The 24,640-nt window shown below is 72.9% G+C and carries 25 protein-coding genes; 13 read left to right on the top strand and 12 right to left on the bottom strand.

Features of this window, described 5'->3' with window-relative positions:
* Positions 1-57: 57 nt before the first annotated feature.
* The 3 genes from ACH4E7_RS24510 to ACH4E7_RS24500 all read right to left on the bottom strand — a co-directional run bounded on the left by ACH4E7_RS24510 (position 58) and on the right by ACH4E7_RS24500 (position 2,621).
* On the bottom strand, positions 58-1,140 hold the full coding sequence (locus ACH4E7_RS24510; protein ID WP_396251166.1) for a class I SAM-dependent methyltransferase: 1,083 nt from the start codon (positions 1,138-1,140) through the stop codon (positions 58-60).
* A 162-nt stretch (positions 1,141-1,302) separates the two neighbouring features.
* Complete coding sequence (locus ACH4E7_RS24505; protein ID WP_396251165.1) at positions 1,303-1,635, bottom strand: hypothetical protein; 333 nt, start codon at positions 1,633-1,635, stop codon at positions 1,303-1,305.
* Between the two features lie 188 nt (positions 1,636-1,823).
* The gene (locus ACH4E7_RS24500; protein ID WP_396251164.1) at positions 1,824-2,621 is read right to left on the bottom strand and encodes a polysaccharide deacetylase family protein; all 798 of its coding nucleotides are present in this window, start codon (positions 2,619-2,621) and stop codon (positions 1,824-1,826) included.
* A 278-nt stretch (positions 2,622-2,899) separates the two neighbouring features.
* On the opposite strand from ACH4E7_RS24500, the gene ACH4E7_RS24495 reads away from it, so the two are divergent.
* Positions 2,900-3,760, top strand: a complete 861-nt coding sequence (locus ACH4E7_RS24495; RefSeq protein ID WP_396251163.1) for an SAM-dependent methyltransferase — start codon at positions 2,900-2,902, stop codon at positions 3,758-3,760.
* A 44-nt stretch (positions 3,761-3,804) separates the two neighbouring features.
* On the opposite strand, the gene ACH4E7_RS24490 is transcribed toward ACH4E7_RS24495, so the two are convergent.
* A complete protein-coding gene (locus ACH4E7_RS24490) occupies positions 3,805-4,674 on the bottom strand; it encodes an Fpg/Nei family DNA glycosylase (RefSeq protein ID WP_396251162.1) in 870 nt (289 codons plus the stop codon).
* A gap of 316 nt (positions 4,675-4,990) precedes the next feature.
* On the opposite strand from ACH4E7_RS24490, the gene ACH4E7_RS24485 reads away from it, so the two are divergent.
* From ACH4E7_RS24485 to ACH4E7_RS24470, 4 genes are all read left to right on the top strand, one after another.
* Positions 4,991-5,464: an SRPBCC family protein gene (locus ACH4E7_RS24485; RefSeq protein ID WP_396251161.1), complete on the top strand. Its 474-nt coding sequence runs from the start codon at positions 4,991-4,993 to the stop codon at positions 5,462-5,464.
* Between the two features lie 98 nt (positions 5,465-5,562).
* Positions 5,563-6,222: a hypothetical protein gene (locus ACH4E7_RS24480; RefSeq protein ID WP_396251160.1), complete on the top strand. Its 660-nt coding sequence runs from the start codon at positions 5,563-5,565 to the stop codon at positions 6,220-6,222.
* Between the two features lie 105 nt (positions 6,223-6,327).
* On the top strand, positions 6,328-7,122 hold the full coding sequence (locus ACH4E7_RS24475) for a thioredoxin domain-containing protein (protein ID WP_396251159.1): 795 nt from the start codon (positions 6,328-6,330) through the stop codon (positions 7,120-7,122).
* Positions 7,119-7,736 (top strand): vitamin K epoxide reductase family protein, encoded by a 618-nt coding sequence (locus ACH4E7_RS24470; RefSeq protein WP_396251158.1) that lies wholly within the window; start codon positions 7,119-7,121, stop codon positions 7,734-7,736. Before ACH4E7_RS24475 ends, ACH4E7_RS24470 begins: the two co-directional genes overlap by 4 nt.
* Before the next feature lie 104 nt (positions 7,737-7,840).
* Here ACH4E7_RS24470 and ACH4E7_RS24465 read toward each other — a convergent pair whose 3' ends face one another.
* The 3 genes from ACH4E7_RS24465 to ACH4E7_RS24455 are packed head-to-tail and all read right to left on the bottom strand — an operon-like array spanning position 7,841 to position 10,789.
* Entirely contained in the window at positions 7,841-8,839 is a 999-nt protein-coding gene (locus ACH4E7_RS24465) for an adenosine deaminase (protein ID WP_396251157.1), read from the bottom strand.
* 49 nt (positions 8,840-8,888) lie between these two features.
* Complete coding sequence (locus ACH4E7_RS24460) at positions 8,889-10,187, bottom strand: MFS transporter (protein ID WP_396251156.1); 1,299 nt, start codon at positions 10,185-10,187, stop codon at positions 8,889-8,891.
* Positions 10,184-10,789 carry an ArsR/SmtB family transcription factor gene (locus ACH4E7_RS24455; RefSeq protein WP_396251155.1) on the bottom strand — a complete coding sequence of 202 codons (606 nt, stop codon included), beginning with the start codon at positions 10,787-10,789 and terminating at the stop codon, positions 10,184-10,186. The genes ACH4E7_RS24460 and ACH4E7_RS24455 overlap by 4 nt, the downstream gene beginning before the upstream one ends.
* 167 nt (positions 10,790-10,956) lie before the next feature.
* Here ACH4E7_RS24455 and ACH4E7_RS24450 point away from each other — a divergent pair, with 167 nt between their 5' ends.
* Entirely contained in the window at positions 10,957-11,238 is a 282-nt protein-coding gene (locus ACH4E7_RS24450) for a DUF6158 family protein (RefSeq protein WP_396251154.1), read from the top strand.
* Positions 11,239-11,358: 120 nt separating this feature from the next.
* Positions 11,359-12,747: an NADP-dependent succinic semialdehyde dehydrogenase gene (locus tag ACH4E7_RS24445; protein WP_396251153.1), complete on the top strand. Its 1,389-nt coding sequence runs from the start codon at positions 11,359-11,361 to the stop codon at positions 12,745-12,747.
* Positions 12,748-12,777: 30 nt separating this feature from the next.
* On the opposite strand, the gene ACH4E7_RS24440 is transcribed toward ACH4E7_RS24445, so the two are convergent.
* Positions 12,778-13,062: a hypothetical protein gene (locus ACH4E7_RS24440; protein WP_396251152.1), complete on the bottom strand. Its 285-nt coding sequence runs from the start codon at positions 13,060-13,062 to the stop codon at positions 12,778-12,780.
* A 47-nt stretch (positions 13,063-13,109) separates the two neighbouring features.
* Complete coding sequence (locus ACH4E7_RS24435) at positions 13,110-14,033, bottom strand: Ku protein (protein WP_396251151.1); 924 nt, start codon at positions 14,031-14,033, stop codon at positions 13,110-13,112.
* A gap of 116 nt (positions 14,034-14,149) precedes the next feature.
* Here ACH4E7_RS24435 and ACH4E7_RS24430 point away from each other — a divergent pair, with 116 nt between their 5' ends.
* The 6 genes from ACH4E7_RS24430 to ACH4E7_RS24405 all read left to right on the top strand — a co-directional run bounded on the left by ACH4E7_RS24430 (position 14,150) and on the right by ACH4E7_RS24405 (position 22,420).
* The gene (locus ACH4E7_RS24430; RefSeq protein ID WP_396251150.1) at positions 14,150-14,383 is read left to right on the top strand and encodes a hypothetical protein; all 234 of its coding nucleotides are present in this window, start codon (positions 14,150-14,152) and stop codon (positions 14,381-14,383) included.
* 252 nt (positions 14,384-14,635) lie between these two features.
* Entirely contained in the window at positions 14,636-16,075 is a 1,440-nt protein-coding gene (locus ACH4E7_RS24425; protein ID WP_396251149.1) for an amino acid permease, read from the top strand.
* Positions 16,076-16,973: 898 nt separating this feature from the next.
* Positions 16,974-17,603 (top strand): transglycosylase SLT domain-containing protein, encoded by a 630-nt coding sequence (locus ACH4E7_RS24420; protein ID WP_396251148.1) that lies wholly within the window; start codon positions 16,974-16,976, stop codon positions 17,601-17,603.
* A 208-nt stretch (positions 17,604-17,811) separates the two neighbouring features.
* Positions 17,812-18,816 (top strand): glycosyltransferase family 2 protein, encoded by a 1,005-nt coding sequence (locus ACH4E7_RS24415; RefSeq protein WP_396251147.1) that lies wholly within the window; start codon positions 17,812-17,814, stop codon positions 18,814-18,816.
* Positions 18,817-18,934: 118 nt separating this feature from the next.
* Positions 18,935-19,075: a hypothetical protein gene (locus ACH4E7_RS24410; protein ID WP_396251146.1), complete on the top strand. Its 141-nt coding sequence runs from the start codon at positions 18,935-18,937 to the stop codon at positions 19,073-19,075.
* Positions 19,076-19,483: 408 nt separating this feature from the next.
* Positions 19,484-22,420, top strand: coding sequence for an FAD-binding and (Fe-S)-binding domain-containing protein (locus tag ACH4E7_RS24405; RefSeq protein WP_396251145.1), 2,937 nt, complete (start codon positions 19,484-19,486; stop codon positions 22,418-22,420).
* Here the strand turns inward: ACH4E7_RS24405 and ACH4E7_RS24400 are convergent, their stop codons facing one another.
* From ACH4E7_RS24400 to ACH4E7_RS24390, 3 genes are all read right to left on the bottom strand, one after another.
* Positions 22,421-22,927, bottom strand: a complete 507-nt coding sequence (locus tag ACH4E7_RS24400; RefSeq protein ID WP_396251144.1) for a hypothetical protein — start codon at positions 22,925-22,927, stop codon at positions 22,421-22,423.
* 77 nt (positions 22,928-23,004) lie between these two features.
* Positions 23,005-23,457 (bottom strand): CBS domain-containing protein, encoded by a 453-nt coding sequence (locus tag ACH4E7_RS24395; RefSeq protein ID WP_355669178.1) that lies wholly within the window; start codon positions 23,455-23,457, stop codon positions 23,005-23,007.
* Between the two features lie 76 nt (positions 23,458-23,533).
* Entirely contained in the window at positions 23,534-24,547 is a 1,014-nt protein-coding gene (locus ACH4E7_RS24390) for an SPFH domain-containing protein (RefSeq protein ID WP_396251143.1), read from the bottom strand.
* Positions 24,548-24,640: the final 93 nt, after the last annotated feature.

Below are 24,640 nucleotides of genomic sequence, written 5' to 3'. Positions count from 1 at the left end.
CGACCCCGGCCACCGGCCACCCCGGCACCCGGCCCAACCCGGACCGGGACGGTCCACTCAGCCGCCCGCCGCACCGTCCGGCCGCGCCACGTAGTACAGGTTCAGCACGTCGTTCTCGACACGCTTCACGTCCACCGACCGGAACCCGGCCTCCGCCAGCATCCGCCGGGCCGTCTGCTCGCCCCAGACCGTCCCGAGCCCCTCGCCGCCCTCGCCGAGCGAGACCGGCATGCAGTAGAAGGTCGAGAAGGTGTACAGCGCGGGCGCCAGCGGGTGGTCGATGTTCTCCTCCAGCTTGCTGCTGGCGGCGATGTCGCCCATCAGGAAGACGCCGTCGGGCCGCAGCGCGCCCGCGATCGCGGCCAGCGTGCGGGTCGGCCGGGCCAGGTCGTGGATCACGTCGAAGGCGGTGACCAGGTCGTACCGGCCGGTCAGCTCGGCGGAGTCGGCGACTTCGAACCAGGCGTTGTGGAGGCCGAGTCCGGCCGCCGATTCGCGGGCGGCGTCGACGCCTTCGGCGGAGATGTCGATGCCGGTGAACCGGCTCTCGGGGAAGGCCTCGGCGAGCACGGTGACGGCGTGCCCCTGCCCGGTGCCGACGTCCAGCGCGTCGATCCCGGCCCGCAGCCGCTCGGTCAGCCCGGGCGCGAGCGGCACGATCGCGTCCACCAGCGCCTGGTCGTACACCTGGGCGGTCTCCTCGGCCAGCAGCCGCTGGAAGCGCGGGTACGCCGAGTACGGCATTCCGCCGCCGGTGCGGAAGTGGCCGAGCAGCTCCTGCTCGACCTCCCCCATCATCGCGAGGAACGGCATCATGCCCGCCATGTTCTCCGGGCCGGCCGCTCTGGTCAGTGACGCCGCGTGCTCGGGCGGCAGCGAGTAGGCGCGCTGCCCCGGGTCGTACTCGACGAACCCGGCGACCACCATGCCACCCAGCCACTCGCGCACGTAGCGCTCGTTCAACCCGGCGGCGCGGGCGATCTCCTCACTGGTCGACGGCGCGAGCCCGGCCATCACGTCGAAGAGCCCGGTCTGGTGCCCGATGCTGGTCAGGAGTCCCAGGCAGGCGTCGTTCAGAACTTCCGCCACGCGTCCGGCGAAGTCCTCCTGTTTCCCCACATCCAGTTCCGGTACGGACATCGCTCCTCCTCCGCGGCCGGGACGGCGTCCCCCTCTCTGTCACGCTACGCGCGTGCCGTCCGGGCGGGCAGCTCGACGATTCCAGGCCGTCGCCGAACTGCCCCGCACGCCGCCGGCCCGGGTCGGGAAAGGGGGCGACCGGGTCGGAGAAGGGTCCGAGGGTCAGGAGAAGACCACGGAGCGCAGCTTCAGTCGGTCGCCGAGCCTCTTGCCGGGGTTCATCACGTAGAAGACGTCACCCGAGCAGTCGAAGCCGAGGAACACCGTCGCCGTGGAGTTGGTGAAGTTCTCCGGAGCGAAGCCCGGGTCCCGCTCGGTGGTGAACGGAAGGTTGATGCACTTGCCGCTCTCCGGGTCGGCGATCCCGGCCGGAACGCCCGGGACCGGGCCGACCTTGTAGAGGAAGTCACCGGTGGCGGCGTTGGCGGACATCGGAACGGCGAGGACGAGGGCGACGGCACTGGCGACGGCGAGCGCGGCATTGCGGAGACGCATGGCTGAGGGCCTTTCAGGTGGTACGCGCGGTACCCGAGGAATTGGTGCGAGATCACCCTAGAGGCCCAAAATTCGCAGAAACGGTTCTCCCAATCCACCCTTTCGAGTGGTTTAGGCGACAAAGCCGCTACCCGCACCACTCGCCAATGCCTGCCGGTATCAGGCGCTCGACACCCCGGATTCCTACGTCAGTTCGGCGGCGCCGTGAAGAGGTACCCCGAGTCGATCAGCACCGGGAGATACACCTTCATCGCCGCCACCGTCTGCGAGCGGTCCCCGCCGCCGTCGTGGTTGAGCACGATCGCCCCGGGCCGGACGTCCTTGAGGATCCGGTCGGTGATCGCCGAGGTGCCCGGCCGGGCCCAGTCCCGCGGGTCCACCGACCAGGCCATGTTCCGCATCCCGAGGTCGGCGGTCACCTTGAGCGACACCGGCGACCAGTCCCCGCCCGGCGCGCGGAACCAGGTGGGCTGCCGACCGGCGGTCCGCTGCAGCAGGTCGGAGGTGCGCTCCAGTTCGTCCCGGACCGCGACCTCGGTCATGTGCCGCAGGTCCGGATGGGTCCAGGTGTGGTTGCCGATGTGGTGGCCGCGGTCGGCGATCTCCCGCACCAGGGCCGCGTGCTCGACGACGTTCTCGCCGATCAGGAAGAAGGTCGCCCGGATCCCGTACCGCTCCAGCAGCGCCAGCACGGCCGGCGTGTAGCGGGGGTCCGGGCCGTCGTCGATGGTGAGCGCCACCACCCGCCGCCCCGCGTCCAACTCATACACCGGTTTGTTCTCCTCGTCCGTGAGCACCCGGCGCACGGGCTCGTCGTCCGCCTCGGCGGACGAAGAGCCGGACGAGGAGGCGAAAGTACGGGCGGAGCCGGAGGGCGGCGCCGGTGAGGGCACGACCGAGGGCGAGGCGGCGTCCCCGTCGCTCCAGGGGCTCTCGCAGCCGGCGGCCGCGCCCAGCAGGGACATCCCGGCGGCGACCAGCAGCAACCTGCGCGAAGTGATCCGGGGCGAAATCGGAGCATTAATCTGACGATCAGACAACATTCTGGATGCTTGCCCCGCGAGCCACCGCCACTCTCCGGGCTCAACTCCGACGGCCCCGATCACCACTCCGACGGCCCAAGGGCGGCCCGTCACACACCCCCGCGCCCCGCGCTTCCCCGATTCCTCCCCGACCGAACGCCCGACCGAACGCCCGGCCTCCCGTCAGGGCCGCTACGCTGAGCCTTCCCCAGTGTGATGATCCGCCATCAGAGGACGTGGCCATGACGTCAAGTCAGGACTTCCCCCAGCAGGGCCCGCAGGACGAGGACCCCACCGAGCTGAGCCAGTGGGAACGTTTCGGCGTCGACACCACCACCCCGCACTCGGCGCGCGTCTACGACTACTGGCTGGGCGGCAAGACCAACTTCCCGCCGGACCGCGCCATGGGGCAGGCCATCGAGGAGGCCGTGCCGAGCGTCAAGGAGATGGCCAAGGCCAACCGCGCCTTCCAGGGCCGAGCCGTCCGCTACCTGGCCCGGGAGCACGGCATCCGCCAGTTCCTCGACCTCGGCACCGGCATCCCCACCTCGCCGAACACCCACGAGATCGCCGAGGCCGTCAGCCCCGGCACCCGGGTGGTCTACGTCGACAACGACCCGATCGTGCTCGCCCACGCCCGCGCCCTGATGGTCTCCAGCCCGGCCAGCCGCACCACCTACATCCATGCCGACCTGCGCAAGCCCGAGGAGCTGTTCGCCCACCCGGCGCTCACCTCCACCCTGGACCTCACCCAGCCGGTCGGCCTGCTGATGATCGCCGTACTGATGCTGATCGCCGACGAGGACGACCCGTGGGGCCGCGTCGCCGCGCTGCGCGACGCCCTGCCCGTCGGCAGCTGCATCGCCCTCACCACCCCCACCCCGGACTTCGACCCGGAGGCGGTCGGCAAGGTCGCCGAGGCCGCCCGGGCCGGCGGGATGACCCTGGTGCCGCGCGGCTACGACGACGTGCTCCGCTTCTTCGACGGCTGGGAGCTGGTCGAGCCGGGCGTCGCCCCGGTCCTGGGCTGGCGCCCGGACGGCGAGCCGCCGGCGGACCCGAAGGCGGCGTACTACTGGGGCGGCGTCGCCGTCAAGCGCTGAGCACGCCCGGGCGGGGCGGCCCCACGGACCGTCCCGCCCGGGGGTCACTTCAGCAACCGCGACAGCCGCCGGTCCGCCAGCGGCTTGCCCCCGGTCTGGCAGGTCGGGCAGTACTGCAGCGAGGAGTCCGCGAAGGACACCTCGCGCACGGTGTCCCCGCAGACCGGGCAGGGCCGGCCGGTCCGGCCGTGCACCCGCAGCCCGAGCTTCTTCTCCGCCTTCAGCTCCCCCGCCGCCAGCCCGTGCGAGCGCTCCACCGCGTCGCGCAGCGTGCTGCCGAGCGCCTCGTACAGCCGCGCCGTCTCCTCCTCGGTCAGGCCGGCGGCCGGCTTGTACGGCGACATCCGGGCCGCGTGCAGCACCTCGTCCGAGTAGGCGTTGCCCACACCCGCCAGCACGCTCTGGTCCCGCAGCACGCCCTTGAGCCGGCGCCGGTCGCCCCGCATCAGTGCCGCGAAGTCGTCGAGCGTGAAGCCCGGGTCCAACGGGTCCGGGCCCAGCCTGGCGACGCCCGGCACCTCGGCCGGATCCTTCACCACATAGACCGCGAGCCCCTTCTTCGTCCCCGCCTCGGTCAGGTCGAAGCCGTCCCCGGCCTCACCCTCCAGCCGCAGCCGCAGCGCCAGCGGGTTCTTCGGGCTCGGCCGCGGCGGCTCGGCGGGCAGGCCGTCCTTCCAGCGCAGCCAGCCGGCCCGGGCGAGGTGGACCACCAGGTGCAGCCCGTCGGCCTCGATGTCCAGGAACTTCCCGCGCCGCTTCACCGGCCCGACCGTCCGCCCCTCCAGCGCCGTCACCGGCGGGTCGTACGTCTTCAGCGCGCTGATCGCCACCGGCTGCACCCGGGCGATCACCCGCCCGGTCAGCCGCTCGGACAGGAAGGCGCTCAACGCCTCCACCTCGGGCAGCTCCGGCATGCGCCCAGTCTCCCGCACCCCCGCCCCACCCGCGCGCTCTCGCCGACCGGCACCCGCAACCGGTCCTCCCCTCAGGACCCGCCCGCCCCACGCACCCCCCCGGCCCCTTGACCTCCCCTCCTCGCGCCACCGCCTCCTCCCTCCGTCGGCCGTCCCTCCCCGACGCCGCGTCCCCCACCCGGTTCCCCCTTTGCCTCCCCCTCCCCCGAAGAGCAGGCTGGGACGCGAGGAGGCGCCGCAATGAGCGAGCGCAGCGAGCGAGTCATCGAGGGCGCGCGTTGCGCGAAGCGCCTACCGAGCGCAGCGAGGAGGGCGCATGAGCACGCTTGAGGAACAGATCGACATCGCCGCCCCCGTCCTCGTTGCCTGGGAGCAGTTGCACCGGGTGCACGAGTACCCGCAGTTCGTCGACGGCGTCCGCAGCGCCCACCCGCACGGCCGCAACCTCGCGCACCTCGGGGTGCGGGTCGGCGACGCCGAGCTCTCCGTCGACACCGAGATCACCGATCGCGGGCGGGGCCGGGTGATGGCCTGGCGGACGCTGAGCTCCGCCCATCTGAGCGGTGCGTTCGCGCTGCTGCCGCTCGACGCCCGGCGCACCCGGCTGCAGATCCGGGTGGAGTACGACCCGGAGGCGGTGCAGCACGAGTTCGGCGGACCGCGCGGCTTCGCCCAGGCCGGGGCTATCGAGCGGGCGGTGCGCGGGGATCTGGAGCACTTCCGGGAGCTGGTCGAGGCCCGGGTGAGCGCCGCCGACGGCCACCTGCGCGACTCCCACAAGCACCCGTAAGAGTCACATAAACCCAGCTCAGCAAGGGTGGTGAGGCTCTTCACAGCCCGCCGTCCACCCGACCGTTCCGCGTTCGACCTGTGGCAGACTCGGATGCCATGGACATCGGGCCGGTCACCAGGGCGCTCCGCGCGGCGGTCTTCGCCGCGCTGGTCGTGCTGCTCGCCGGGCTCGGCCAGGTGCTGGTCACCGGCCGGGCGCTGCCGGTCGGCACGATGTGTCTGGCCTCGGTCGCGGTGTTCGCCGTCGCCTTCGTGCTGGCCGGCCGTGAGCGCGGCTACCCGGCCGTCGCGGCGGTGTTCCTGCCGCTGGAGCTGGGTGTCAGCGGGCTGTTCGACCTGGCGCAGAGCGCCTGTCCCTCCCTGCCGCCCGGCGCCGCGCACGGCTTCCAGCCGTTGCTGTGCGGCGGCGGCTCGCTGGGCGGGTTCCTGCTCGGCCACGGCGTCTCCCCGCAGACCGGCGTCCTGCTGCTCCTGCTGCTGCACACGGTGATCGCGCTGGCCGGTGCGTTCTGGCTGCGCCGCGCGGACGCGGCGTTGGCCGGCCTCGTCCGTGCCGTCCGGATGCTGGGCGAGTTCCTGCACCGGCACTTCCCGGCCGCCGCCCGCTGGCTGCTGCTGCTCGCCGCGCCCGTCCCGGCCCGGCCGGTGGCGCGGGTGCCGTTCCCCCCGGCCAGCCGCCCGCTGGTCCCGGCCGAGGACGTGGTCGTCCGTCCGGCCGTCCGGCGCGGTCCGCCGGTGTTCGCCCTGGCCGTCTGAGCAGACCCTTCGCTCGGCCGCTCCTCTCTCCCCGGCGCTGACCCCGATCCGTCGCGCCCACACCTCCCATGCCCGAGAGCACACGAGAGCACAGGACGACACCTCATGAGCAACACCCGTAAGACCGGCAGGAAGACCACCGCCACCGAGCGCATGCACACCGCCCGCGCCCAGGCCGAGCGCTCCGACCGGATCCGCCGCCGGGTGGTGGTCGGCGCCGCCTCCGCCGCCGTGCTCGCCCTCGCGGCGGGCGTGGCCTTCGCCGTCGGCGGCTCCTCCGGCTCCTCCTCGGACGCCGGCGCCAACGGCCCGCTGGTCGTCCCGGCCAACGCGACCGGCACCGACGGCACCGTGATCACCTACGGCAAGGCCGACGCCCCGCACACCCTGGAGGTCTACGAGGACTTCCGCTGCCCGTTCTGCGAGCAGCTGGAGACCACCACCGGCACGACCGTCCAGCAGCTCGCCGACAACGGCACCTACAAGGTCGAGTACCACCTGGCGACGTTCCTGGACAAGAACCTCGGCGGCAAGGGCTCGCGCACCGCGCTGGCCGCCGCCGGCGCCGCGCTCAACGAGGGCGTGGACAAGTTCAAGCAGTTCCACGACGTGCTCTACGCCAACCAGCCGGACGAGCGCAGCGACGCCTTCGGCGACGTCAACCACATCCTCGACCTGGCCGGCCAGGTGCCGGGCCTGAAGACCGACGCCTTCGTCAAGGCCGTCCAGGACGGCACCTACGCTCCGTGGGCGGCCAAGGTCGACGAGGAGTTCACCAAGAGCGACGTGACCGGCACCCCGACCGTCAAGCTGGACGGCAAGAAGCTGGACGTCCTCACCAACGGCAAGGCCGCCTCCCCCGAGCAGTTCACCGCGATGGTCAAGCAGGTGACCGGGTGACGGCCGCCGCCCCCGCCGCGCGGACCCACGGCGCGGGCCGTCCGTTCGTGTGGCTGCTGCTGATCGGCGGTGCGGTCGGGCTGTTCGCCTCGACGGTCCTCACCCTGGACAAGATCCGGCTGCTGCAGGACCCGTCGTACGTCCCCAACTGCAACATCAATCCGATCATCAGCTGCGGCTCGATCATGCGCAGCGGCCAGGCGGAGGCCTTCGGCTTCCCCAACTCACTGATCGGCCTGGTCGGCTTCGGGGTCGTCGTCGCGGTCGGCGCCGGGCTGCTCGCCGGAGCGGCGTACCGGCGCTGGTTCTGGCTCGGCCTGCAGGCCGGGACGGTCTTCGGGATCGGCTTCGTGACCTGGCTGATGTACCAGGCGCTGTACCGGATCGGCGCGCTCTGCCCGTACTGCATGGTGGTCTGGGCGGCGGTGATCCCGCTGTTCTGGTACACCACCCTGCACAACCTGCGCAGCGGTGTGATCCCGGTGGGCCCGCGGATGCGGACGGTGGTCCGGGAGGCCGCGCGCTACCACTGGGTGGTCCCGGCGCTCTGGTACGCGGTGATCGCGCTGCTGGTCCTCAACCGGTTCTGGTACTACTGGAGCACCCTGATCTGATCCCCGTTCGCCGCCCCCGTCCTGATGCCGGGGGCGGCGGCGTCTCCTCGAACGGTCGGGCGCGGCGGTGGCCTCGGCCGCGCCCGTCGGGTCCGTCGGTTCCGTCAGCCCTCGGCCGGGGCGAAGCTGAACCGCTCGACCTCGGCGAGGAGTTCGGCCCGGCGCCGGTCGTCGATGAAGGAGGCCCGGAAGGAGTTGGCGGCCAGTCGCCGGACGGTCTCCTGGTCGAGGGCGAGGGCCTGACGGACGGCCCGGAAGTTGTCCTCGACGTAACCGCCGAAGTAGGCCGGGTCGTCGGAGTTGACGGTGACCAGCAGGCCGGCGTCGAGCATCTCGCGCAGCGGGTGGTCGGCGAGGGTGTCGATGCAGCGCAGGCGGACGTTGGAGAGCGGGCAGAGGGTGAGCGGGATCTGCTCGCGGACCAGGCGGGCGACGAGTTCGCCGTCCTCCAGGCAGCGCAGGCCGTGGTCGATCCGCTCCACGCCGAGGACGTCCAGCGCCTCGGTGATGTACGAGGCCGGGCCCTCCTCGCCCGCGTGGGCGACGCGCCGTAGGCCGGCCTCGGCGGCGCGGCGGTAGACCTCGCGGAACTTCGCCGGCGGGTTGCCGACCTCGGCCGAGTCCAGGCCGATGCCGGTGATCCGGTCGAAGTACGGGCGGGCGGCCTCGAAGGTCTCCAGTGCCGAGTCGGCGGACTCGTCGCGCAGGAAGCACATGATCAGCTGGGTGCTGATGCCGTACCGCTCCTCGCTGCGCGACAGCGCCCGCGTCAGCCCGTCCACCACCACACCGAGCGGCACGCCGCGGGCGGTGTGCGCCTGCGGGTCGAAGAAGATCTCGGCGTGCCGCACGCCCTGCTCGGCGGCCCGGGCCAGGTACGCGTCGGCGAGGTCGGCGAAGTCCTCCTCGGTGCGCAGCACGGCCATCAGCGCGTAGTAGAGGTCCAGGAAGGACTGCAGGTCGCTGAAGGAGTACGCCTTCCGCAGCTCCTCGGTGTCGGCGTACGGGAGCTGGACGGCGTTGCGCTCGGCGAGTGCGAAGGCGAGTTCGGGCTCCAGAGTGCCTTCGATGTGCAGGTGGAGTTCGGCCTTGGGAAGCGGCATCAGCGATCTGTCCGGAGGTAGTGGGGCGAGCCCGAAGGTACAGAGGAATTCATCCTACGATCTTTCCCGGCTGCGGAGGCGCGGTCGGCAGCTCCCGGACGGTGCGTAGCGGCGACAGCAGCGGGAGCGCGCCGCACAGCGCCAGCAGGCCGGTCATCACCCACATGGTGGCCCGCAGTCCGATCGCCGCGCCCAGCTCGCCGCCCGCCAGGGCGCCGAGCGGGATGGTGGCGTGGTTGGCGAACATCGAGGTGGCGCTCACCCGGCTGAGCAGCGCGGGCGGGGTGTAGGACTGCCGGAAGCTGCCGAGCACGATGTTGACGAACACCACCGCGGCGACGACCGCGAGCAGCCCGACCAGGTAGAGCACCGTGCCGGGGCCCGGGCCGGCCAGCGGCATCAGCAGACCGAAGGGCGAGGCGGTCACCAGCACGATCCGCACCCCGCGCGCGCTGCCCAGGCGCCTGCAGAGCGGCCGGGCCACCAGCGCGCCGAGCAGTCCGCCGACCGCGCCGGCCGAGGCGAGCCCGCCGACCCAGCCGGGGGCGAGCCCGGCCTCCCGGACCAGGAACAGCGCGGTGATCGACTGGTAGCCCATGAGGGCGAAGTTCACCGCCGCGCCGTAGAGGGTGAAGGAGCGCAGGTAGGTGTCGCGCAGCAGGAAGGCCAGCCCTTCCCGGACCTGTCGCGGCAGGCTGTCCCCGGCTGGCTCGGCCGTGACCGGCCGGGGAGTGGTCCGGATCCGCAGCAGGGTCACGGTCGCGATCAGGAAGCTCACCGCGTCGGCGAGCAACCCGGCCGTCGCGCCGAGCAGTTGGACGGTCAGGCCGGCCAGTCCGCGGCCGGCGACCTCGGCGGCCGAGGCGCCGCCCTCCAGCTTGGCGTTGCCCTCGATCAGGTCCTCGGCCGGGACGAGTTCGGTCAGGTAGACGTGGTAGGCCGCGTCGAAGAAGACCGAGGCGACGCCGCTCAGGAGGGCGACGGCCAGCAGCTGGGCCAGGGTGAGCACCCCGAGCCAGCCCGCCACCGGCACGCTCGCGAACAGTGCCGCCGAGCCCAGGTTGCAGGCGATCATCACGGCCCGTCGGGACACCCGGCCGACCCAGACCCCGGCGGGCAGGCCGAACAGCAGCCAGGGCAGCCAGACGGCGCCGGTCAGCAGGCCGGCCGCGATCGGCCCGGCGCCCAGGGTGAGCACCGCGACCAACGGCAGCGCGATGGAGGTGATGCTGCTGCCGAGCCGGCTGACGGTCTCGCCGGCCCACAGCAGTCGGAACTCGCGATGGGCGAACAGGCCCCAGCGCGAACGGAGTTCGGGCGGCCCCGGCGGGGCGGTCGCGGTGGTCACGGCCGCGCCGGGACGCTGTGGGAGAAGGCGAGGACGGTCTCGCGCTCCCGCCCGTCCGAGGGTACCGGCCGGTCGGCCCACTTCTGGATCACCGCGTGGAGGTCGGCCGCCAGTTCCCGGGCCTCGTCCGGGGTGAGCCGCAGCCAGGCCTGGGTGGCCACCGAGCAGCCGTTCTGCCAGTCGGACCCGTACCCGCCGCGCCGGGCGGCCCATCCGCGGACCAGCTCGACCTGGCGTTCCAGCAGGATCGACCCGGCCGCGTCCGCGACGGCCTCGGCGACCGGGTCGCCGTCGAAGTCGGCCCTGGTCCAGCTGAGGTCCTTGTCGGCGAGCCGCCACCACCGTTCGCGCCGGTCCCGGGCGAGTTCGGGCGCCTCCGCGATCAGTCCGCTCTCGGCCAGCACCTTCAGGTGGTGGCTGACGTTGCCGACCGCCTGCCCGGTGCGCTCGGCGAGCTGCCCGACGGTGGCCGGGCCGTGCACCTTGAGCAGGTCGAGTAGGCGGCGGCGCAGCGGGTGGGTGAGGGCGGCGAGCACCCGGGAGTCGGAGATCTCCCAGGTGCCGCGCGGTTCGTCCGTGGTGTCGCCCATGCGGTCATCCATGCGGTCATCCATGCCCGGAGAATATCCACAAGAGCTCTTGTGCGATATCTCTTTTGCAACACCTCTTGTGCAACTTCTCTTGTGCGCCACCACCGACTCGAACGGGTGTACCGGCGCCGGGCACCGGGCACCCGGTAGGAGGGGACTTCCGCCGAGGAGGTACCGAGATGCGGCACGCCGACGACACGCACATCCGGCCCGAGGGCATCTCCCCGCACGCTCTGGGCAACGACACCCTCCTGCACGAGCTGGAGCAGCTGCACCGCACGCGCCACGAGACGTTCCTGTACGGCTCGGAGGAGGCGCTGAAGCGGCACACGCTGCGCACCGGCCAGCTGGAGGCCGAGTACCTGCACCGTTTCCCCAACCGGCAGGTGACCGCCTCCCGGACCAGGGCCGGGGCCCGGGCCCGGGAGGCGGCGGCCCGGGTGGAGTCGCTGCCGGAGTGACGCCGGTACCCGAACGCGCCCCGGCGGGACACGCCGGGCGGTGGTGGCGTGCCCGGGGGCGGGCCGTCGGGGAGGGTGTGAGGGCAGACGCACCGGACCCGGACCCCCAGGGAGCCCCGCATGCCCATCGCCAGCGTCAACCCCGCGACCGGCGAGACCGTCCAGACCTTCGAACCGTTCGACGCGGCCGGGATCGAGCGGCGGCTGGCCAGCGCCCAGGCCGCCTTCCAGAGCTACCGCAACACCTCCTTCGCCACCCGCGCCGAGCTGATGCGCCGGGCCGCCGACCTACTGGACCAAGCCCAGGAAGCCGTCGCCCGCACCATGACCGAGGAGATGGGCAAGCCGCTCGTCGCCGCCCGGGCCGAGGCCGCCAAGTGCGCCAAGGCGATGCGCTGGTACGCCGATAACGCCGAGGAGCTGCTCGCCGACGAGCACCCGGCCCCGGCCGACGTGGCCGATTCCGGGGCCGCCCGCGCGTACGTCCGCTACCGCCCGATCGGCCCGGTCCTCGCCGTGATGCCGTGGAACTTCCCGTTCTGGCAGGTGATCCGCTTCGCCGCGCCCGCCCTGATGGCGGGCAACGTGGGCCTGCTCAAGCACGCCTCGAACGTGCCGCGGACGGCGCTGGCGATCGAGGAGCTGTTCCAGCGGGCCGGCTTCCCCGAGGGCTGCTTCCAGACCCTACTGATCGGCTCGGGCGCGGTCGAGGGCGTGGTCCGGGACCGCCGGGTCGCCGCCGTCACCCTCACCGGCAGCGAGCCGGCCGGGCGGGCGGTCGCCTCCGCCGCGGCGGACGAGGTGAAGAAGGCGGTGCTGGAGCTGGGCGGCAGCGACCCGTACGTGGTGATGCCGAGCGCCGACCTGGACGCGGCGGTGGGCACCGCCATCCGGGCCCGGGTGCAGAACAACGGCCAGTCCTGCATCGCGGCCAAGCGCTTCATCGTGCACACCGACGTCTACGACCGCTTCACCGCCGCCTTCACCGAGGCGATGCGTGCCCTGCGGGTCGGCGACCCGATGGACGAGAGCACCGACGTCGGCCCGCTGGCCAGCCGCCAGGGCCGGGACGACCTGGAGGAGCTGGTCGAGGACGCCCGCACCCACGGCGCCCGGGTCGAGTGCGGCGGCGACCGCCCGATGGGCTGGGACACCGGCTACTTCTACGAGCCGACCGTACTGACCGGCATCACCCCGGCGATGCGGATCCACCAGGAGGAGACCTTCGGCCCGGTCGCCACCGTCTACCGGGTCGCCGACCTGGACGAGGCGGTGGCGGTCGCCAACGACACCCCGTTCGGGCTCAGCTCCAACGTCTGGACGAACGACCGGACCGAGCAGGAGCGCTTCGTCCGCGACATCCAGGCCGGCGGGGTGTTCTTCAACGGCATGACGGCCTCCCACCCGGCGCTGCCCTTCGGCGGCGTCAAGCGCTCGGGCTTCGGCCGGGAGCTGTCCGGGCACGGCATCCGGGAGTTCTGCAACGTCACCACGGTGTGGATCGGCTGAGCCCTCCCGGACGCCGCATCACCGGCCGGGTCAGGAGGCCGCCATCCGGTGCCTGCCCCGGCCGGGCGTCATCCAGCGGGCGACGACGCCGACCAGCGCGATGACGGTCAGGCCCCAGAAGATCGCCATCAGCACCAGCGCCGTCATGTTGGGAGTCTGAGCACCGACCATGCCCAGGCCGACCGAGAACGCGACCATGAACGTCACGACGGTGGGGCTGAGGCTGAGCAGCCAGCGCCAGGCCCGGTGCCCGAGGCTCGGATTCGGCGGGGCCTCGGGGCCGGTCTCGGCTTCCTTGTAGGTGAGCAGGTCCATCGGGATCGCCTCCAATGCTGGACGGGACAAAACGCCTGGCTCGGGGGTCAGGAGGCCTTGCGCGGAGCCGTGGACTTACGGGTGGTGGGCGTCTTCTTCGCCGGGGCGGACTTCTCGGCGGCCCCGGCGGTCTTCTTCGCCGGGGCGCGCTTGCGAGGCGCCGGCTTCTCCGCCGGCTCGGCGGCCGGCGCGCGTCCGCCCTTCGCCTGCTTGAGGCTGCTGCGCAGCGCCTCCATCAGGTCGATCACGTTGTCCGGCGCCGGGCCGGGCTCCTCCTCGCGCGGGAGCTCGACACCCTCCAGCCGGGCGGTGATCACCTGCTGGAGCGCCTGCTGGTAGTCGTCGTGCAGCTGGGACAGGTCGAAGTCCTCGGAGAGGGTGTCCATCAGCGACCGCGCCATCTTGAGCTCCTGCGGCCGGACGGTGACGTTCCCCTCGGGCGCGATCCCGGCCGCCGGGCGGACCTCGTCGGGCCAGATGCAGGTCTGCAGCACCAGGGTCCCGTCGTGCACCCGCAGCACGGCCGGCGATTCCCGGGTGCGCAGCGCGATCTTGGTGACCGCGATCTGCCCGGACTCCACCAGCGCGTCGCGCAGCAGCGCGTACGGCTTGGCGGCCGCCTTGTCGGCGACGCCCACGTAGTACGCCTTGGAGAACATCAGCGGGTCGATCTCGCCCGCGTCCACGAAGGCCAGCACGTCGATGATCTTCTTGCTGGGCAGTGGCAGGTCGGCGAGGTCCTCGTCGGTGAGGGTGACGGTCCGGCCGTCCGGCGACTCGTAGCCCTTGGCGATCTCGGCGTACGGGACCTCCTGCTCCTCCCGCTCGCAGTACCGCTTCATCCGCACCCGTCCGCCGTCCTTGGCGTGCACCTGGTGCAGCGGGACGTCGTGCTCCTGGGTCGCGGAGTAGAGGTGGACGGGGATGCTGACCAGCCCGAAGCTGATCGTCCCCTTCCAGGTGGTCTGCATGGGGTCGCTCCTGAAACGGCCGAGCGGTGTCGAATTCGCCCCGAGAATCCCACTCTGCCCTGGTTTGCCGCGATCAGCCACACCATGCCCACAATGGGCCGAGGAGGTCGATGCCGATGACCGTCCGGAGCCGGAGCGGCCACAGCCGGAGCCAGGCCCCGCCGCCGGAGCGGACCGTGTACCGGGCGGTGTACTCCGTGCGCGGCGAGGCCGGGGTGCGGCGGGCCGAGGTGGCGCTGATACCCGGGTACTCCCAGGAGTCCGACATCCCCCGGATCCTGGCCGCCCGGCTCACCGGGCGGCCGGCGGACGCCGGACTGATCACCGTCCTGGAGCTCCGCCCGGTCTGAGTTCCGGATCCCCCGCAGGGCTTGGCGACCTTCCGCCACCCTGACGACTGGTCAGATTTGAGCTTTTCCCGCCACCTCTGCACCCACTCTGACCTGGCTCTTTGCGTCCGGTGAGCGAACAGTTATCAAACGATTGTTCCGATACCCGGGCGTAGAAGTTAGGTTTCACCGCAATGCGCGGGTCTGTCCCCCACCCTCCGGCACGACGAGCCGAGGGTCACACCGCGCCGGAAAGGCACAGGACACCCCTTTATGAGTGCGGACAGCACCAAGTCTGCGACGGCCGCGAAGGCCCCCCACCAGTCGGGACCGGTCGGACACGGCGGCGACGGCCACCTGAAGGCCGGGCTCAAGAACCGCCACCTGTCGATGATCGCCATCGGCGGCGTGATCGGCGCCGGCCTGTTCGTGGGCTCCGGCGCGGGCATCGCGGCCACCGGCCCCGGCATCCTGCTCTCCTACACCCTGGCCGGCGTGCTGGTCGTGCTGGTGATGCGGATGCTCGGCGAGATGGCGGCGGCCGACCCGCAGAGCGGCTCCTTCTCGGCGTACGCGGACCGCGCGCTGGGCCGCTGGGCCGGGTTCACCATCGGCTGGCTGTACTGGTTCTTCTGGGTCGTCGTGCTCGCGGTCGAGGCGACCGCCGGCGCCAAGATCCTCAACAACTGGGTGCCCGGCGTGCCGCAGTGGGGCTGGGCGCTGATCGTGATGGCGGTGCTGACCGCCACCAACCTGTTCTCGGTCTCCTCCTACGGCGAGTTCGAGTTCTGGTTCGCCGGCATCAAGGTGGTCGCGATCGCCGCGTTCCTGGTGATCGGCGTCCTCGCCGCGTTCGGCGTGCTGCCGGGCACCCACGCGGTCGGCACCAGCAACCTGACCGGCCACGGCGGCTTCCTGCCGCACGGGGTGGGCGCGGTGTTCACCGGCATGCTCACCGTGGTCTTCGCCTTCATGGGCAGCGAGATCGTCACCCTGGCCGCCGGCGAGTCGGAGGACCCGGAGAAGGCGGTCACCAAGGCCACCAACAGCGTGATCTGGCGCATCGGCATCTTCTACCTGGGCTCGATCCTGCTCGTGGTCACCCTGCTGCCCTGGGACTCGGCCGAGGTCAAGGCCAGCCCGTACGTGGCCGTGCTGGACCACGTGGGCATCCCGCACGCCGGCCAGGTGATGGACGTGATCGTGCTGACGGCCGTGCTCTCCTGCCTCAACTCCGGGATGTACACCGCCTCCCGGATGGCCTTCTCGCTCGGCCAGCGCGGGGACGCCCCGAAGATCTTCGCGACCGTGACCGACCGCGGCGTGCCGCGGGTGGCCATCCTCTCCTCGGTGGTCTTCGGCTTCATCGCCGTCTTCTTCAACTACACCTCGCCGGACACCGTGTTCGCCTTCCTGCTCAACTCCTCCGGGGCGGTCGCGCTGTTCGTCTGGCTGGTGATCTGCGCCACCCAGCTGCGGATGCGCAAGATCATCGAGCGGGAGATGCCCGAGCGGCACACCGTCCGGATGTGGCTGTACCCGTACCTGACCTGGGTCGCCATCGGCATGATCGGCTTCGTGATGGCGTACATGTTCACCGACGCCGACGGGCGCAAGCAGATGTACCTGTCGCTGGTCGCCGCGGCGATCGTGATCGGCGCCTCGGCCGTGGTGGGCCGACGGCGGCGGGCTGCGGTGGCGGCGGGCTCCTGACCCGCCCGCACCGCGCGTGAACGCCGGGCCCGGGAGCCGTTGCGGAGGCTCCCGGGCCCGGTTGCCGTTCTCAGGACGGGTCCCGGCAGCTCAGCCGGTGCAGCCGGGCACGGAGCCGGCGGGGGCGCGCCGGTTCGGGGTGCTGCCGCCGATGGTGCCGAAGAGGACCGAAACCCGGCTGGCGCCTCCGTAGATGCCACCACCCGCGCTCCCCGCAACGTTCCGGCGACCACCCCCCGTCACCATCGGCGACCGATCCGACACGCTCGGCACCCGGACGGTGCGGCGTCGGCGACCCCCGGCGGCAATGCGCGCGCCCCACGGAGGGCACCGATCGACCACCGCGCCCCCACGCACCGGACGCGCGACGACCCGGTCACACTGCGCCGAAGTCGGCGCTTCAACCATGTGAGCCCGCCCACAGGGGGTTTCGCATCTACGACCCCGGATAGTGGACGGGCCGGGCCCATCGCCCATCCCGCCGCCCCGACCGCCCCCGGGCCGCGCCCGTCGTCGCCGCGCCCGGCCCGAAGCGCGCAGGCCACCCGCCCTCACGCCCTCGCGTTCCGCCGTAGCCGCCCGCCCACGACTCGCAGATGCCCAATTCGGACAAATCGGCCCAAATCACCCATGCGGCCGTGCTGCAGCCGCCCCGCGGCCACTACTCGGTGTAGTAGCGAGCACCTTTGCCACCCGTCCTCGGCCCTGCCAAGAATGGCCCGTCGCCAGGCAGCGCCGGCCGGCCCAGTCCGCCCCGCAGCCCGCCCGCCCCGCCGTCACCGCCGGGGCGCCACGGCCGTCCCGGACGGCCGCGCGGGCCCCGCTCACCCGGAGCCCACGCGAAGCCCGAGCCCAGTGCCACCGGCACGGTCCCCGACGGAAAAGGATTGCCCGCTTCATGCAGCTCAGCCATGCCCGCCGCAACTCCCTGATCACCGGCGTCGCCACCCTCGTGGTCACCGGCGCCGCCACCGCCGCCCTCGCCATGCCGCAGACCGCGTACAACGCCGAGGCCGCGGCCCCGGTGGCCGCCGTCTCGGTGGACGGCAAGCCGGCCGGCGATCAGGCCCGGGCTGACACCGCTGCCGCCGCCCAGCAGGCCGCCCAGGCCGCCCAGGCGCAGGCCCAGGCCGCCGCGCAGGCCCAGGCCCAGGCCGAGGCGAAGGCCCAGGCGGACGCCAAGGCCCAGGCCGACGCCGCCGCCTCGCGCTCCCAGCAGCGCCAGGACCTCAACGGCTACTCCGGCACCCCGCAGCAGATCGCCGCGCAGATCGTGCCGGCCGGCCAGCTGCAGTGCTTCAGCAACATCGTGTTCCGCGAGAGCAGCTGGAACCCGCTGGCCGTCAACGCCTCCTCCGGCGCCTACGGCCTGGTCCAGGCCCTGCCGGGCTCCAAGATGGCCTCGGCCGGCTCCGACTGGCGCACCAACCCGGCCACCCAGATCAAGTGGGGCCTGGACTACATGAACAGCCGCTACGGCAGCCCCTGCTCCGCGTGGTCGTTCTGGCAGGCGCACCACTGGTACTAAGCCGAACCCGCTCGGCGCCCCTCCGTACACGCTCCGGCCCGCGACGCACCCCGCGTCGCGGGCCGTGTCGCGTGACCGATCGACGTGTGCACGCCCAGAAGGCGGCGTGAAGATATGGCGCACGGTAGGACGGTTTGCCGCCATTGCCCCGAGTTACGCACCGTCAGGGCTTTGCCACGGTTCGCGCGCCCTCTTACGCTCCGGCGTCATGCCCTCACCCCTGATCAGCGTCGTGCTCCCCGCCTACGACCAGCACGGACAGCTCGCCGACTGCCTGGACTCGCTGCTCGCCCAGACCCTGGCGGACGTCGAGGTGATCGTGGTCGCCGACCGCTCCCCCGAAACCCCGGGCGGGCTCGCCGACGCGTACGCGGAGCAGCATCCACGGGTGTCGGCGCTGCACCTGAACGCGGCGGTCGGCGTCGGGGTGAGCCGGAACGCGGGTGCGGCGCGGGCCGGCGGCGAGTACCTGCTGTTCCTCGACGCCGACCACCTGCTGCCCCCGGACGCACTCCAGACGCTCGCCGACCGGCTCCAGCAGACCGGCCCGGTGGACGTGCTGCTGTTCGGCCACACCCGGCGCCACAACGGCCGCGACTGGCCCGGCGGGGCCGAGGCGCTGCTCGCCGAGACCGGCCCCGAGGCGTTCGCCCCCTTCGACCAGCCCGCGCTGTTCGGCGCGCCGCCGCTGATCTGGGACCGGCTGATCCGCCGCGGGCACTGGGAGGAGCTGGAGCTCGCCTTCCCGGACGGCAGGTACGAGGAGGTCCCGGTCGCCCACGCGGCGCTGCTCGGCGCCCGGAAGGCCGCCGCGCTGCCGCGCGAGTGCGTCCAGCTGCGCCGCCGGGAGACCGTGCACCCGGCCGGAGGCCCGGGCAGCAGTGTCTTCGACCTGTTCGAGCAGTACGAGCGCAGCTTCGCCCTGCTGGAGGACAAGCCGCACCTGTACGCGGTGCGCGACGCGCTGTTCGTCCGGATGATCCGGCACTACCTGTTCGTCTTCGACCTCGCCGGCTGCGTCTCGCGGGCCGAGCGCCCGCAGTTCTTCCACCGGGCCGCCGAGCACCACCGCCGCTTCCAGCCGCCCGGCCACCGCAAGCCGGGCGGGCGCGAGGGGATCAAGTTCTCGCTGCTGGCCGGCGGCGCCTACCCGGCCTTCGAGGTGGCCAAGCTCTCGCACATCGCGCGCGGCACCGTCACCGGCCGGAAGTAGCCCCGTCAGGCGTGCGCGGTGCCGCCGTCCGCGGCCATCGCGGCGGCGATCCGGCCGGCTCGCTCGGCCGCCACCCCGGCGGGCAGCGGCGGCAGCACGTCCATCCACAGCGGTTCACATGGACCCGGCCGACGCCGCCGAGCGACAGCACGGCCCGCTCGGCGCGCCGGGGCATCGGGCCGAGCCGTGCGGACAGCTCGGCGGGCAGGTCCAGCAGGCCGCGGTGGGCACGAAGCTGGATCAGCAGGGCGGCGGGTAGGCCGGTCGGCTCGTCAGTGGCGCAGAGGCGCCAGTGCTCGTCGGTCCAGAGGAAGTCGGAGTCCGGGCGGGCACACTACTTGCAGCTCTCGAGTCCGTCCTCACCGTGGCGGGGCGGCTCGGACAGGACGGGCGGCTGCAGCACTCGGACGGTCAGTTCGCCCTCGTACGGGAAGATGTCCCAGGACGACGCACCGTCCGTCGGGACCGACGGGCGCTCGCCGATCAGGAGCGGGCGAGGTAGGCGTCGGGGCCGGCCGGGTCCGCGGCCGTGGATTCGTTGATCACGTCTGCCGAGGGTGCCATATGACACCCCGATGGCGGTACCCCCGTCGCGCCCGGTACCCGGACGGCGCTGCGGCTGCGATCATCGGCGGAGCCGCTGCCGCACCCGCCCGGGAGGTCTCTGGTGAGCCGTCCGTCCGCCGTCCCCGGGGCCGAGCTGGCCCGTGAGCTGGCCGCCGTGCTGCTCGGGGAGGTCCGCTTCGGTGCCGCCGAGCGGACCGTCTACAGCCACGACGCCTCCAACTACCGGCAGTTGCCGCTCGGCGTGGTCAAGCCCGCCGACCTGGACGATGTGCGCACCGCGCTGGCGCTGTGCCGCGAGTACCGGGTGCCGGTGGTGCCGCGCGGGGCCGGGACCAGCATCGGCGGGCAGGCGATCGGCCCGGGCGCGGTGGTGCTGGACTTCCGCCGCCACCTGGGCTCGGTGCTGGAGATCGACCCGCAGGCCCGCACCGCGCGCGTCCAGCCCGGCACCGTACTGGACGACCTCCAACGCGCCGCCAGGCCGTACGGGCTGCGCTTCGGCCCGGACCCGTCCACGCACAGCCGCTGCACGATCGGCGGCATGATCGGCAACGACTCCTGCGGCTCCCACTCGCTCGCCTGGGGGCGCACCGCGGACAACGTGGAGCGGCTGGAGCTGCTGCTCGCGGACGGCACCGAGCTGACCGTCGGCGGCCGGGTCACCGCCGCCGAGCGGACAGCGCTGCGCTCCGCACCCGGACGGGTCGGTCAACTGCACCGTGAACTCCAGGAGTTCACCGACCGCAACCTGGCCACCATCCGGCAGGGCATGCCGCAGCTGCCGCGCCGCACCTCCGGCTACCCGCTGGACGCGCTGCTGCCCGAGCACGGCCACGACCTCGCCCGGGCGCTGACCGGCACCGAGGGCACCTGCGCGCTGCTGCTCGGCGCCACCGTCCGCCTGGTCGAGGAGCCGCCCGCGCGCGCCCTGGTGGTGGCCGGCTACCCCGACGAGGGCGCGGCCGCCGACGCGGTCCCTGCGCTGCTGCCGCTGGGCCCGCTGACCGCCGAGGGCATGGCGGCCGATCTGATCACCGCACTGCTCGCGGCCGGCCCGCGCCCGCCCGCGCTGGACCGGCTGCCCGCGGGCGAGTGCTGGCTGTTCCTGGAGACCGGCGGCGCCACGGCCGTGGAGGCCTACCAGGCGGCCCGCCGGCTCGCCGACGCGGTGCGTCGGGAGCCCTCGGCCGCCGTCGCCCTGGTCACCGACCCCGTGGAGCAGCGCCAGCTGTGGGCGGTCCGGGAGGCAGGCGCCGGGATCGTCACCCGGCTGCCGGGAGGCGGCGAGGCCTGGCCCGGCTGGGAGGACTCCGCCGTCCCGCCCGAGCGGCTCGGCGACTACCTGCGGGACCTGCGAGCCCTGCTGCGCCGGCACAGCCTGCGCGGCGTCCCGTACGGGCACTTCGGCGACGGCTGTGTGCACCTGCGGATCGACTTCCCGTTGGACGAGCCCCAAGGGGTGCTGGTGTTCCGGGAGTTCCTGGAGCAGGCGGCCGATCTGGTGGTGTCGTACGGTGGTTCGCTCTCCGGCGAGCACGGCGACGGGCAGGCCCGCTCCGGGCTGCTGCCGCGCATGTACCCGCCCGAAGTCATCGACCTCTTCGGCGGGTTCAAGCGGATCTGGGACCCGGAGAACCTGCTCAACCCGGGCGCGCTGGTCGACCCTCGCCCGCTCGACGCCGACCTGCGCTTCGTCACCGCCCCGCACCGCCCGCTGCCGCTGGCCCTGCCGTACGAGCAGGACGACGGCAGCCTGGCCAAGGCGGTGCACCGCTGTGTGGGCGTCGCCAAGTGCGTGGACCCGACCACCGGGGTGATGTGCCCGAGCTACATGGCCACCGGCGAGGAGCGGCACTCCACCCGGGGCCGGGCGCGGCTGCTCGCCGAGATGCTCCGAGGCATGGGGGCACCTCCCGGCCGTCAGGCCGGAGGAGCGATCCCGGACGGCTGGCGCTCGGCGGAGGTCCGGGAGGCACTGGACCTCTGCCTGAGCTGCAAGGGCTGCGCGAGCGACTGCCCGGTGCACGTCGACATGGCGACCTACAAGACCGAGTTCCTGTACCAGCACTACCGGCACCGGCCGCGCCCGCTGTCGCACTACTCGATGGGCTGGCTGCCGCTGTGGCTGCGCGCGGTGGCGCTCGCGCCCGGCGCGGCCAACTCCCTGGTCCGTTCCCCGGCCGGAGCCCTGCTCAAGCGGCTCGGCGGGATCGACCGGCGCCGGGTGCTGCCGGTCTTCCCGCCCGAGACCTTCACCCGCTGGTACCGGCGCCACCGCGCCGGCGGCATCGGCCCGGCCGGGCCGGCCCCGGCGGGCGGCCGGCCGGTGCTGCTGTGGCCGGACACCTTCTCCGACCACCTGCAGCCGAACGTGCTGCGCTCGGCCGTGGAGGTGCTGGAGCACCTGGGCTTCGACGTCCGGCTGCCCGAGGGCCCGGTCTGCTGCGGCCTCACCTGGTACTCCACCGGCCAACTCGGCACCGCCCGACGGGTGTTGCGGCGCAGCCTGCAAACGCTGGCGGCCGCCGGGCTCCCGGCCGACACCCCCGTGGTCGGCCTGGACCCCAGCTGCACCGCCACCCTGCGCGAGGACCTGCCCCGGCTGCTCGGCGCGGACGGCCGCCCGCTGGCCGAACGCACCCGCACCTTCGCCGAGTTCATCGACGAGTACGCCCCCGACGCGCCGCTCCCCCGGATCCCGCTGGACGCCGTCACCCAGACCCACTGCCACCAGCACGCGGTGCTCGGCAGCGCCGCCGACCGCCGGGTCGAGGCCCGACTGGGCCTGCACAACCGGGTGTTGGACTCCGGCTGCTGCGGGCTGGCGGGCAACTTCGGCTTCGAGGACGGCCACTTCGAGGTGTCCGAGGCGATCGCCGAGCGGGTCCTGCTGCCGGAGGTCCGGGCGGCCGGGCCGGAGACGGTGGTGCTGGCGGACGGTTTCAGCTGCCGTACCCAGATCGCCCAACTCGCCGACGGCCGACGGGCCCTGCACCTGGCGGAGCTGATCGCCCGGGAGCTGCGGGCCTCGGATTAGCTACGCGTGCCCGGCGAGGAAGGCCCCGGCGTGCGCCGCGGCCTCCTCCCGGGTCGGGTGGCCGGCGGCCGCCGCGCCGGTCGTCCCGTCGGCGCCGACGGCCGTCCAGCGCCAGCCCTCGGCGGTCTCGTCCCGCAGCAACTCGGCGGTGCCGCCGAACAGTTCGAGCGAGTCCGGCCGCACGGACGGGCGACTGACGGCCTCCGGCCACTTCTTCCGGGCGCCCTGCCGGGTGATGCCCCAGGCGGCGCCCAGCTGCTCGTAGCTGGCGCCGTAGGAGCCGGCGGTGCCGGCCGCGATCGCGGTGAGCCGTTTGACCTCGGTGTCCACCAGCTTCCAGGCGGACAGCACGGAGAGCGCGACCTCGGCCGGGTCCGCGTGCCACATCCGCTCCTCGGGCAGCCCGGTCACGCGGGAGCGCACGGCGGCGGCGAGGGGGTTGAGCGCGTCGAGCAGGGCCGCGGCCAGCCCCGCCTGCTCCTCAGGGGTGATCTCCACGATCGTCATGGCGACAACTTTAGTTACCCATGGCGATTCTGACAACCAAAGTTACCGGCCGGCCCGGTCCGAGCCCGACCCGAGGGTCAGGCCTGCAACGCCTCCTTCTTGGGCGGCTCCTCCGCGCACACCGCCGCCACGAACTCCGCGAGCCGCGCCTGCGGCAGCCCGCGCGCGATGTCGGCCTCGCTGATCATGCCGACCACCTTGTGCTCCGGGTGGTTGATCACCGGCAGCCGGCGGACCTGGTACTGCTCCATCACGCGCAGCACCTGCTCGCAGTCCTCGTCCGCCTCGACCGTCATCGGCCGCCCCAGCGCCAGGTCGCCCGCCGTCACCTTCGCCGGGTCACGCCCCTCGGCGACGCAGCGCAGCACGATGTCGCGGTCGGTCACGATCCCCAGCAGCTTGTCGTTCTCCCCGCAGATGGGCAGCGCGCCCACATGCCGTTCCCGCATGATCCGGGCGGCGGCCGCGAGCGTCTCGTGCTCGCGGATGCACTCCGCGCCCGGGTGCATGATGTCGCTGGCTATGGTCATGGTCCGCCTCCTGACCTGGCTTGTTCCCCCTCGTCCATCCTGGTCCGGGCCGATGGCGCACGCCACCGGGCACCCGTCAGGACGTCGTCTTCGGCTCCATACGGTCCTTTGACTCGGCGACCTGACCGTCCGCCTCCGCACGCCCGCCCTCCAGGTCCGCGCTCTCCAGCGGCGAGTGGGACAACAGCTCCTCCAACGGCGGCAGTTCGTGCTTGGGCGGCTCGCGGTCGAGCTCGGCCTCGGGGACCTCTCCGCTCTCCACCGCCTGCTCCGCGGACTTCGCCGCGGCGGCGACCGCGGCGGCCGCCAGCAGATCGCGCTGCTGGGACTCGGTCGCGCTGTCCAGGAACCGCAGCAGCTCCACCGGGAACGGCAGCACCAGCGTCGAGTTCTTCTCCGCCGCCACCTCCACCACGGTCTGCAGCAGCCGCAGCTGCAGTGCCGCCGGGGTCGCGCTCATCACCGCGGCCGCCTCCGACAGCCGGGCCGAGGCCTGGTACTCGCCGTCCGCCGTGATGATCCGGGCCCGCCGCTCACGCTCGGCCTCCGCCTGGCGCGCGATCGAGCGCTTCATCGACTCCGGCAGGGCGACGTCCTTGATCTCCACCCGGTCGATCTGGATGCCCCAGCCGAGCGCCGGGCTGTCGATCATCAACTCCAGCCCCTGGTTGATCGGTTCCCGGTTGGCCAGCAGGTCGTCCAGCTCGCTCTTGCCGATGATCGACCGCAGCGAGGTCTGCGCGACCTGGGACATCGCGAAGGTGTAGTCCTGCACGTTGACCGTCGCCTTCACCGGGTCCAGCACCCGGAAGTAGACCACCGCGTCGACCCGCACGGTCACGTTGTCCCGGGTGATGCCCTCCTGCGCCGGGATCGGCATCGTCACGATCTGCACGTTCACCCGGCGCAGCCGGTCCGCGATCGGCATCAGCGCGACCAGCCCCGGCTGGCGGACCTCCTCTCGCACCCGCCCGAAGCGGAACACCACGCCCTTCTGGAACTGCTGGACGACTCTGATGCTCATGGCCGCCCAGAGCGCCCCCAACCCCACCAGCCCTCCGAGCGCCCCCAGCACCGCATCGACGATCATCGCGACCTCCTCGCGGCCTCCGCGCACACCGGCGCCTCCGGCCACCGCCGACCCGGCCCGGCCGGGGGCCGCCGGAGCAACTGGTTCCACGCT

The organism is Kitasatospora sp. NPDC018058, assembly GCF_044327205.1.
In the GTDB taxonomy this organism is placed as follows: domain Bacteria; phylum Actinomycetota; class Actinomycetes; order Streptomycetales; family Streptomycetaceae; genus Kitasatospora.
Note: the sequence above shows the minus strand (reverse complement) of the source record. Positions and strands in the feature narration are given on the sequence as shown.